The sequence below is a fragment of the Roseateles sp. P2_H4 genome (assembly GCF_056403315.1).
Genome location: NZ_JBFUFR010000044.1, coordinates 16,346 through 27,322, shown reverse-complemented (window position 1 = coordinate 27,322; position 10,977 = coordinate 16,346). Strand labels below are relative to the sequence as shown.

The following is a 10,977-nucleotide window of genomic DNA, read 5'->3' as shown; positions in this document are numbered from 1 at the left end:
GAGTCAGGCGTGAATAGCGCAATCAGCTCAGCTTGAATACCCGCACCGCGGTCACAAGGTTCTCCGCCTGCACTTTGAGGCTTTCCGCGGCCGCCGCGCTTTCTTCAACCAACGCCGCATTCTGTTGTGTGACCTGGTCGAGCTGATTGACGGCATCGCCAATCTGGCTGATGCCCTGCGTCTGCTCCTTCGTTGCCGAGCCGATCTCGGTGATCAGATCATTGACACGCTGGACCTGCGAGACGATGTCATTCATCGCCTTGCCCGCCTCATTGACCTGGTCGCTGCCCGCGTCTACCTTCTCGACGCTTTCCGTAATGAGGGTCTTGATCTCCCGCGCCGCCGTTGCCGAGCGTTGCGCCAAGGTGCGGACCTCGGTTGCCACGACGGCGAAGCCTCTGCCCTGCTCGCCGGCACGCGCTGCTTCGACCGCGGCATTCAGGGCCAGGATGTTGGTCTGGAACGCAATGCTGTCGATGACGCCGATGATGTCTGCGATCTTCCTGCTCGACGCGGTGATGCCCTCCATGGTTCGGACCACCTGTCCCACCACCTGCCCCCCGTGGGCCGCTGCAGCGGACGCGGAGCCCGCAAGCTGCGTAGCCGTGCGGGCCGTCTCCGCATTGGTCTGGACCGTGGCTGTGAGTTCCTCCATCGACGCCGCCGTTTGCTCGAGATTGGCCGCCTGCTCTTCGGTGCGCTGGCTGAGGTCGGCGTTTCCGGTGGCAATCTGGGAAGACCCCGTCGCAATGCTGTCGCTGCTCGCACGAACCTTGCGCACCACCTCGGACAACGACGCTTGCATATCGCAGATCGCCGCGACGACACTGCCCGCTCGGGCCTGAGACGTATCGATGCGGGTCGTCAGGTCGCCCGCCGCGACGGCATTGGCCACGGCGGCCACTGCTCCGGGCTCTCCGCCAAGCGCCCGAGTCACGCTCCGGGTCAGCATCACGCCTATCGCCAAGCCGCCGAGGGCACTGGCGAGCGTCAGCAAGCCCATGGTCATGYTGACCGTCTCGAACAGGCGCGTCCCGTCCTTGGAGGCCTGTTCGCCGTTCTTCTCCTTTATTTCAGTCAGCAGCGAAAGCTGATCGTCGACGACCTTGTTCGTCTGTTTCACGGCCTTGTCCAGATCCGCGAGCGACGCGTCGGCAGGATGAACGTCCTTGGCCGATGCGGCTTTGAAGTAGGCCTCGGTGGCGGGCAGCCAGGCCTGGATCGTCGCGTCCAGCTTGCGAAGCTCCTCCTGTCCCTTGGGCAGGTAGAACAGCGGTCGGGACTTGTCGATCCAACTGCGCATGACGTCGACGGACTCCTTGAAGGTCTGATGCGCGGCCTGGCGCTCCGCCTCAGATGTTGCGAGTGCGAACTGACCCCGCGCCCGCGCCGCGTAGATGAGGTTGATGTTCGCTTCTTTCACGTAGGAAATGGCAAGCAGTTCGCGCTGGTAGAGCGCGTCGTTGACCATGTTGAGTCGGAACAGGCCATTGATGCCAAACCCGGCCACGATGGCACCCACGGCGACCAATGTGGAGAAGGCAAGCAACAGGCGGGTGCCGAGCCGAAGATTTGCAAACATGGCTGCTCCTTGGGATGGAACGCAGCGCCCTCAACCAACGCAACGGGGATTCACAGCGGCATTTTCGGACTCGATAGCGCATGCATCACGTGATGCAGCTACCCGCAGTTGGCGCTTGGATCGCTCCGCACCCATCTTGCTCGCGGTGTGCCACCGCTGCAAGCACTGGCCCCTTTGCCTGCTGCCCGCTGTCGGGGCAGGCGTCGTCCAAGACGTGGACGTGACACTGCGGCCGTAGCACCGTGGCATCGCGCGCCGACTGGCGGGTTGCAATACTCGGCCGCATGCGGGTGAGCCCCCTTTCCCGCCAGTTCCTGCCGCCATGCGTCGACCTGCGTTAGGGTGTGCGCCCAGACTGAACAGCCTGCGAGGGAGATCCATGAGTACTGCCGGTGTGACGCGTCGCAACTTTGTCCAAGGCGTCGGTGCCGTCGGGCTTGCCACGGCAGGCCATGCGGTGGCGGCTCAGTCCGATCAGCCGCTTTACAAGCAGGCTTCCGCGGACGTGGAATTGCGTGTCAGAGACCTGCTTTCCCGCATGACGCTGGAAGAGAAGGTGGCCCAGACCCTGTGCATCTGGATCGGCAAGAACCGCGTGCAGAACGAACGCGGTGACTTCGATGCGGTACGGGCCGCGCAGGCCCTGCCGCACGGCTTGGGCATGCTGGGCCGCCCGAGCGACCGCAAGGGTGTGGGCAACACCAACGCCGGTGCAGATGCCGGCATGGCGAACCGCACGGCGGCCGAGACGGCGGCCTACGTCAATGCCGCCCAGGCCTGGGCGGTGCAGCGCACGCGCCTGGGCATCCCGCTGTTCATGCACGAGGAAAGCCTGCATGGCTACGCGGCGCGCGACGCGACCTGCTTCCCGCAGGCGATCGGGCTGGCGTCGTCCTTCGACCCGGCGCTGATCGAGCGGATCTATTCGGTCTGCGCCCGGGAGATGCGGGCGCGGGGCGCCAACCTCGCGTTGGCGCCGGTCGTCGATGTCTGCCGCGATCCGCGTTGGGGCCGCGTGGAGGAGACCTTCGGTGAAGACCCCTTCCTGACGGGCGTGCTGGGCAAGGCGGCCGTCATCGGCTTCTCCGGTACCGAGCGCAAGCTGGCGCCGGCCAAGGTGCTGGCGACGCTCAAGCACATGACAGGGCACGGCCAGCCCGAGCGCGGCATCAACACCGCGCCGGCGCAGATCTCCGAGCGGGTGTTGCGCGAAGTCTTCTTCCCGCCATTCGAGAAGATCATCCGCGAGGCGCCGATCGCGGCCGTCATGCCGTCGTACAACGAGATCGACGGCGTGCCTTCACATGCCAACCCGTGGCTGCTGAGGACCATCCTGCGCGGTGAATGGGGCTTCAAGGGCCTGACGGTCTCGGACTACTTCGCGATCGGGGATCTGGTGTCGCGCCACCGGCTGGTGCCTGACATGAAGGAGGCGGCTTATCGCGCCTTCACCGCCGGGGTCGACATCGAAACGCCTGACAGCGGCGGCTTCCCCGAGCTCGTCAACCTGGTGAAGGCCGGCCGCATCAAGGAGGCCGAGATCGACGAGGTCGTGCGTCGCATCCTGGAGCTGAAGTTCTTCGCCGGATTGTTTGAAGACCCCTACGTCGACGCCAGCAAGGCGGACGGCCTGACCGCCACACCAGACGCGGTGGCCGTGGCGCGCGAAGCGGCGGTGCGATCCGTCGTGCTGCTGAAGAACGACGGCGTGCTGCCGCTCGACGGCAAAAAGGTCGGCAAGCTGCTGCTGCTGGGCACGCACGCCAGGGACACGCCCATCGGCGGCTACTCCGACATCCCTCGCCATGTGGTGTCGATCCACGATGCCCTGGCCGGCGAAGCGAAGTCGCAGGGCTTCCGCTTCGAGTACCGCGAAGCGGTGCGCTTGACCGAGAAGCGCGAGTGGACGGAAGACGACGTGCGGTTCATCGCCCCGGCGGTCAATGCCCGCCTGATCGCCGAGGCCGTCGAAGCGGCCAGGACGGCAGACACGATCGTGATGGTGCTGGGCGACAACGAACAGACCACCCGCGAGGCGTGGTCGGACACCCATCTGGGCGACCGGGACTCGCTGGAACTGATCGGCCAGCAGAACGACCTGGCAGCCGCCATCTTCGCGTTGAACAAGCCGACGGTCGTCTTCCTCCTGAACGGCAAGCCGCTGGCGATCAACCTGCTGCATGCCAAGGCCAGCGCCATCATCGAGGGCTGGTACCTCGGGCAGGAAACCGGCCATGCCGCTGCCGACATCCTGTTCGGCCGCGCCAACCCGGGCGGCAAGCTGCCGATCAGCTTCCCCCGCAACGTCGGGCAATTGCCCGTCTACTACAACGCCAAACCGACGGCCAACCGCGGCTACCTCGGCGCTGACAACACACCGCTCTATCCCTTCGGCTTCGGCCTGAGCTACACGACGTTCGCGCTGTCAGAGCCGCGCCTGTCCAAGGCAACCATAGCGCCGGCGGACAGCGTGACGGTCTCGGTGGACGTCACCAATACCGGCAAGCGCGCGGGTGACGAGGTGGTGCAGCTCTACATCCGTGATGACATCTCGTCGGTGACCCGGCCCGTCAAGGAACTCAAGGGCTTTGCCCGCGTGACGCTGGCGCCCGGCGAGAAGCGGACGGTCACCCTCACGATCACGCCAGCAGAACTCCAGTTCTACGGCATGGACATGAAGCGCGTCGTCGAGCCCGGCAGCTTCACCATCATGACCGGCCCCAACAGCGTCAACCTGAAGACCACCACCTTGACGGTCACCGCGGCCTGAACGACATGACCCCATCCCTTTCGCTTTCCCTGCTCGCCGCCACGTTGCTGGCGACGACGGCTTCCTTCGCCGGCACCTACCAGCAAACGCCCACGGGCGTGGTGGTGAGGCCCGATACGGGCAGCGTGAAGGAACTGCGCCTCAATGCCATCACGGAGTCGATCATCCAGGTCACCGGGGTTGACGATCCCGCGCGCCCGCAGCTCGAGTCGCTGATGGCCGTCGCCAAGCCGAGTGGCCGCTTCACGGTGAAGGCCGGCCCCGATGCCGTGACGCTCGATGCAGGCAAGGCGTCGGCCCAGGTGTCGCTGAAGGACGGCCGGGTCACCTTCCTGGACGCCAAGGGTGCTGCCGTGCTGACGACCGCAAGAGCCGATCTCCAGCCGGTCACGGTCGAGGGCCGGCCCTACGTCGCACCCTCCGTCCAGTTCAACCGGGGCACGAACGAGGCGTTCTACGGCCTGGGCCAGCACCAGAACGCCCAGATGGACCTGAACGGCGAAGACATCGAGCTGCGTCAGCACAACATGGACATCGCCATCCCGTTCGTCGTGTCCGACAGGAACTACGGCGTGCTCTGGGACAACAACGCCGTCACGCGCTTCGGCAACCCCAAGCGCTTCGGGCTGGCCAGCCGTGACTTGAAGCTCACGGCGCTGAACGGCGCCAGCGGCCTGACCGCGAAGTACTACGTCGACGATCAATTGATCCTGACCCGCGTGGAGCCCGACATCCGCTATCAGTTCCTCAGCGATGTCAGCAAATACTGGCCCGCCGACGCCGCGCTGAGCAAGGCCGCCACCCGCGGCAAGAGGGTCAAGGTCGTCTGGGAAGGGACGGCCGCCTCCGACAAGCCGGGGCTGCACAAGATGCGCCTGTTCGCTTCGGACTACGTGACGCTGAAGGTCGACGGCAAGACCCTTTTCGACCATGACATCTGGCGTGTGAACTGGAACGGCTGGTACAACAATTTCGAGCAGCCGTTCAGCCCAGGCAAGCCGGTCAGCCTGCACGTCGAATGGCGGCCGACGAGCGGCCTCATCTCGCTGCATCACTCCGACCCAGAGCCCAACGACGACAAGCACTCGCTGCGCTTTGCGTCCGAAGCCGGCACCGGCCTGAGCTACTACTTCATCGGCGCCGATTCCATCCAGGGCGTCATCCGCGGCTACCACCAGGTCACCGGCATCCCGCCCATGATGCCGAAATGGGCCTACGGCTTCTGGCAATCCCGGCAGCGCTATCGCACCCAGGCCGAGTTGCTCGGCGTGCTCAAGACCTACCGCGCCAATCGGTGGCCCATCGACAACATCGTGCAGGACTGGTTCTACTGGCCGGAAGACCAGTGGGGCAGCCATGGCTTCGATGCGGCACGCTTCCCCGATCCCAAGGGCATGGTCGATGAGGTTCATCGCCAGCATGCCCGGATCATGATTTCGATCTGGGGCAAGTTCTATCCCAACACCGCCAACTACAAGGAGCTGGACGCCAAGGGCTATATGTGGCGCCGCAATGTCGAACTCGGCATGAAGGATTGGGTCGGCGCGGGCCATCTCAACAGCCACTTTTCGCCCTACAACCAGGAAGCGCGGGACATCTTCTACCGCCAGATGAAGAAGCCCCTGGTCGACCTCGGCTTCGACGCCTGGTGGATGGACAACACCGAACCCGACGTGCGCTCCAACGCCAGCCCCGAAGAACTCGCCGAACTGATCACGCCGACGCAGATGGGGCCGGGTGCGCTGGTGACCAACGCCTACGCCACCATGAGCACCGAGGCCGTTCACGACGGCCTGAAGCGGGACCGGCCTGACGCTCGCCAGTTCATCCTGACCCGCTCCGGCTTCGCGGGCGTGCAGCGAAATTCGGCGGCGCTGTGGTCGGGAGATGTCGTCGGCACCTGGGACAGCCTGTACAAGCAGATCTCGGCAGGAGTGCAAACCGGGTTTTCAGGCGTGCCCAACTGGACGCACGACATCGGCGGCTACTCGCAGGAAGCCCGGTTCCAGGACAAGTCGGTTGCGGGGCTCCAGGAGAACCGCGCAGCAGGCGGCGTGCGGTCCGCCGAAGACCTGCAGGAGTGGCAGGAGTTGAATCAGCGCTGGTGGCAGTTCGGCACCTTCTCACCCTTGATGCGCAGCCACGGTGAAGGCGTGAAGCGCGAGATCCACGAAATCTCGCCCGAGGGGTCCGCCATGCGGGCGAACATGGTGTGGTTCCTGGAACTGCGCTACCGGCTGATGCCCTACATCTACACGGCCGCCGCTGACAGCCACTACGAGGGCGCGCCGATCATGCGCGGCCTGGCCCTCGACTTCCCGGCAGACGCCAAGGCCAAGAAGATCGCCGACCAATACTTGTTCGGCAAATCAATGCTGGTGGCGCCGGTGACGCGGTATGGCGCGACGTCCCGCACGGTCTACTTCCCTGGCACGGCGACCTGGTACGACATCTGGACGGGCGAGGCGGTCAAGGGGGGGCAGACGCGAACCGTGGCCGCACCGCTGAACCAGATACCCCTTTTCGTCAAAGCGGGCGCCATCGTGCCCATGGGGCCTGTCATGCAATACGTGGACGAGAAGCCCGACGCGCCGCTCACCATCCATGTCTATACCGGCGCCGATGGCAGCTTCAGCCTCTACGAGGACGACGGCGTCTCGAATTCGTACAAGGCCGGCCAGTACACGCGCATCCCTTTTGCCTATGACGACAAACGCGCCGAAGTCACCATCGGGCCCCGCTCCGGGACCTATGCGGGCATGGTGCCCAGACGAACTTTCAACATCCGCTTCCTCAAACCCGGCGACCGCACCGTCGACTTCGATGCGCCCGCTGTTCCCGTGACCTATTCCGGAGACCGTCTCGTCGTCAAGGCGCTGTAGGGGCACCGTCGGCGCGTGGGACCACGGCAGAAGGCGCCGCGTCACGGCATGAACTGGTCGACGCGATCCGTGAAGAGGCCATCGATGCCGAGCGGCGACCCGCCGCTCGGCAACGGCGGCCTCATGGGAAGCGGGACGTCTTGGGGCGCCTCAAAAACCTACTCAATGTTCTGGACCTGCTCGCGCATTTGCTCGATCGCGACTTTCATTTCGACGGAGATATTCGTCAATTCCAGCGCGGCGGATTTGGAACCCAGGGTATTCGCTTCCCGATGTAATTCCTGAATCAGGAAATCCAGCCGTTTTCCGAGCTCGCCGCCCTTTTTCAGCAATCGGGTCAGCTCTTCCAGATGCGCCCGCAGCCGTCCCAGTTCCTCGGCCACGTCGATGCGGATGGCGAAGGCCGCGGCCTCGTTCAGCGCCCGTTCCTGCAAGGCCTCCTTGGGCACGCTGCTACCGGCGGCGCTGGCCGTCAGCGCCTCCTGCCAGCGCTCCAGGAAGCGCTGCTGCTGGCGCGCGACGACGGCGGGCAGCAGGGGCTCGGCCTCGTCGGCCAGCTCGCGCAGGCGCTTGATGCGTTCACTCAGGATGGCGACCAGCTTCTCGCCTTCGCGCTCACGGGCGTCGGCCAGGCCCTGTACGCAGGCCTGGGCGGCTTCCAGCGTGACCGCGTCCAGCTGGACCGGCGCCGCCGTGCCGCTCTTGCACCAGTTCAAGGCCTCATGGACGGACAGCGGCGCGGCCTGGGGCAGCCAGGTAAGAACCTTGGCTTCCAGGCTGGCGAGGCGGTTGAGCTGTTCGGGTTGGGGTTGCGGCCAGGCGCCGTCGGCGTCGCGCTGGGTGTTGATGCGCAGCTCGATCTTGCCGCGCTTGAAACGCGCCGCGATCAGTTCGCGCAATTGGGGTTCGAGGCCGCGCATTTCCTCGGGCATGCGCATGGACAGGTCCAGAAACCGGCCGTTGACCGAGCGCAACTCCACGCTGACCGAAGCTTGCACTGAACTGTTGCCGTCCTCGGCTTTAGGGGGTTGCGCCAGGGAATTGGCATACCCGGTCATGCTGTAGACTGGCATTTCGCATCTCGCAAAACAGACAAAACGCGATTATGTCCAAGCCGAAGCCGGCGCCCTTGCCCGCAGGCACGGTGGTTGGGGGCTATCAGATCATCAAGCGATTGGCGGCGGGCGGTTTCGGCGTGGTGTATCTCGCCGAGGATCCCGACCACCACCTGGTCGCATTGAAGGAATATCTGCCCTCATCGCTGGCCGAACGTTCGCCCGGCGAACTGACCCCTCGCGTCAAGCCCGAGAAGCAACCGCTATACCGACTCGGCCTGAAGAGCTTCTTCGAGGAAGGCCGCTCGCTCGCGCAGATCTCCCACCCCAGCGTCGTCTCGGTGCTGAACTTCCTGCGCGAGAACGAAACCGTCTACATGGTCATGAACTACCTGCAGGGCGACACCCTGCAGGACTTCATCGTGACCGCGCGCGACATGAAGCGCGACAAGGTCTTCCGCGAGTCGACCATCCGCAGCCTCTTCGACGAGATCCTGCGCGGCCTGCGCATCGTCCACCAGCACAAGATGCTGCACCTGGACATCAAGCCGGCCAACATCTTCATCACCAACGACAACAAGGCCGTGCTGCTGGACTTCGGCGCCGCGCGTGAAGTGCTGAGCAAGGAAGGCAACTTCATCCGCCCGATGTACACGCCAGGCTTTGCCGCGCCGGAGATGTACCGCCGCGACGGCTCGCTCGGCCCCTGGACCGACATCTACGCCATCGGCGCCTGCATCTATGCCTGCATGCAGGGCTATCCGCCCAACGACGCGCCGCAGCGCCTGGAGAAGGACCGCCTGTCCCTGAGCCTGTCGCGCCTGCGCAATGTCTATTCCGACAACCTGCTCGAGGTGACCGAGTGGTGCATGTCGCTGGACGCGCTGTCGCGCCCGCAGAGCGTGTTCGCGCTGCAGAAGGAGCTCGCCCGCGAGACCGAGCGCCGCTACACCAAGCTTTCTTTCAGCGAAAGGCTCAAACTCCAGCTCGAGAACCTTAAATCTGGAGCGAAGGCTTGAGATTCAGCGTCTTTCAAGTCAGTCGTCGCGGTGGCCGCGAGACGAATGAAGACCGCATGGGCTATTGCTTCACGCGGGAGGCTGGCCTGTTTGCGCTGGCTGACGGCATGGGCGGCCATCCCGAAGGCGAAGTCGCGGCCCAGATCGCACTGCAGACCCTGGCGGCCCTGTTCCAGCAGGATGCCCGGCCGGTCATCGAAGACCCGCAGCGCTTCCTGCAGGAAACCATCGTCATTGCCCACCAGCAGCTGCTGCGCTATGCCGAAAGCAAGGGCCTGCATGACACGCCGCGCACCACGGTCGTGGCCTGCATCCTGCAGGGCAACCAGGCCTGGTGGGCGCATTGCGGTGACTCGCGCCTGTATCTCGTGCGTGCCGGCAAGCTGATCGCCCGCACGCGCGACCATTCCTATTCCGAGTTGCAGGAAGCCCTCGGCCGCGTTGCCAAAGGCGGCGAGCCCTTCAACCGCAACGTGCTCTTCACCTGCCTGGGCAGCCCCGGCAAGCCCATGATCGATTGCCAGGGGCCTCTCGTCATGGAGGCCGCGGATCGCATCCTGTTGTGCTCCGACGGCCTCTGGGGCAGCGTCGAGGACGGCGAGATCGTCCAGCACATCGCCGACCAGGCCATCTCCGAGGCGGTGCCCGATCTCGTCGAGGAGGCCCTGCGCCGCGGCGGCGCACGCAGTGACAACGTCACCGTGCTGGCCGTCGAATGGGAAGGCGAGGGCGAGCCCAGTGGCGAGACCACGCAGAACCTTGGCAACTCCGGCTTTGCATCCACCATCCAGGGTGCGCTGGACGCCGACCTCGTCGCCGGCATGGCTGCCATGGACGACGAGGAGATCGAGCGCGCCGTGCGCGAGATCAACGAAGTGATCCGCCAATCCGGCCGCGGCGCCCATCGCCGCTGATTGCCGCCAACCCTCCCGCCCTCATGACCAAGACCTTCACGCGCAGCGCGAGCCGCGCCGCCAATCAATTGCGCCCCGTGCGCATCACCCGCGGTTTCACCGTGCATGCCGAGGGTTCGGTGCTGATCGAGTTCGGCGGCACCCGCGTCCTCTGTACCGCCTCCGTCGAGGAGCGCGTGCCGCCGCACAAGCGCGGCTCCGGCGAGGGCTGGGTGACGGCCGAGTACGGCATGCTGCCGCGTGCCACCCACACCCGCGGCGACCGCGAGGCCGCCCGCGGCAAGCAGAGCGGCCGCACGCAGGAGATCCAGCGCCTCATCGGCCGCTCGCTGCGCGCCGTGTTCGACCTGAGCGCGCTGGGCGAACGCACCATCACGCTGGACTGCGACGTGCTGCAGGCGGACGGCGGCACGCGCACGGCGGCCATCACGGGCGCCTTCGTCGCGGCCCAGGATGCCGTCAACAAGCTGATCGCCGACAGCAAACTGGCCCGCTCGCCGATCAGGGAGGCCGTGGCGGCCATCTCCGTCGGCATCGTCGATGGCGTGCCGCTGCTGGACCTCGAATACGTCGAGGATGTGGCCTGCGACACCGACATGAACGTCGTCATGACGGCGTCGGGCGGTTTTGTCGAACTGCAGGGCACGGCCGAGGGGGTCGTGTTCACGCGCGACGAGATGAATGCGCTGCTCGACCTGGCCGACAAGGGCATTCGCGACCTGCTCGCCGCCCAGCAGGCAGCGCTGAAGGCCTGA

General features: G+C 65.5%; 7 protein-coding genes. 5 read left to right on the top strand and 2 right to left on the bottom strand.

The features are described 5' to 3' along the window. Window positions 1-22: 22 nt before the first annotated feature. Entirely contained in the window at window positions 23-1,582 is a 1,560-nt protein-coding gene (locus AC1DW3_RS25560) for a methyl-accepting chemotaxis protein (protein ID WP_477936170.1), read from the bottom strand. A 379-nt stretch (window positions 1,583-1,961) separates the two neighbouring features. Here AC1DW3_RS25560 and AC1DW3_RS25555 point away from each other — a divergent pair, with 379 nt between their 5' ends. Then, a complete protein-coding gene (locus tag AC1DW3_RS25555; protein WP_477936168.1) occupies window positions 1,962-4,352 on the top strand; it encodes a glycoside hydrolase family 3 N-terminal domain-containing protein in 2,391 nt (796 codons plus the stop codon). A gap of 5 nt (window positions 4,353-4,357) precedes the next feature. Beyond that, the gene (locus tag AC1DW3_RS25550) at window positions 4,358-7,234 is read left to right on the top strand and encodes a glycoside hydrolase family 31 protein (RefSeq protein ID WP_477936166.1); all 2,877 of its coding nucleotides are present in this window, start codon (window positions 4,358-4,360) and stop codon (window positions 7,232-7,234) included. Between the two features lie 158 nt (window positions 7,235-7,392). Here AC1DW3_RS25550 and AC1DW3_RS25545 read toward each other — a convergent pair whose 3' ends face one another. Beyond that, window positions 7,393-8,307, bottom strand: a complete 915-nt coding sequence (locus AC1DW3_RS25545; protein ID WP_477936164.1) for a YicC/YloC family endoribonuclease — start codon at window positions 8,305-8,307, stop codon at window positions 7,393-7,395. Between the two features lie 32 nt (window positions 8,308-8,339). Here AC1DW3_RS25545 and AC1DW3_RS25540 point away from each other — a divergent pair, with 32 nt between their 5' ends. From AC1DW3_RS25540 to rph, 3 genes are read left to right on the top strand one after another with little or no spacing between them, the layout of a single operon-like run. Then, entirely contained in the window at window positions 8,340-9,308 is a 969-nt protein-coding gene (locus tag AC1DW3_RS25540; RefSeq protein ID WP_056195338.1) for a serine/threonine protein kinase, read from the top strand. Next, window positions 9,305-10,222, top strand: a complete 918-nt coding sequence (locus AC1DW3_RS25535) for a PP2C family protein-serine/threonine phosphatase (protein WP_477936162.1) — start codon at window positions 9,305-9,307, stop codon at window positions 10,220-10,222. Before AC1DW3_RS25540 ends, AC1DW3_RS25535 begins: the two co-directional genes overlap by 4 nt. A gap of 23 nt (window positions 10,223-10,245) precedes the next feature. Beyond that, window positions 10,246-10,977, top strand: a complete 732-nt coding sequence (gene rph, locus AC1DW3_RS25530) for a ribonuclease PH (protein ID WP_477936160.1) — start codon at window positions 10,246-10,248, stop codon at window positions 10,975-10,977.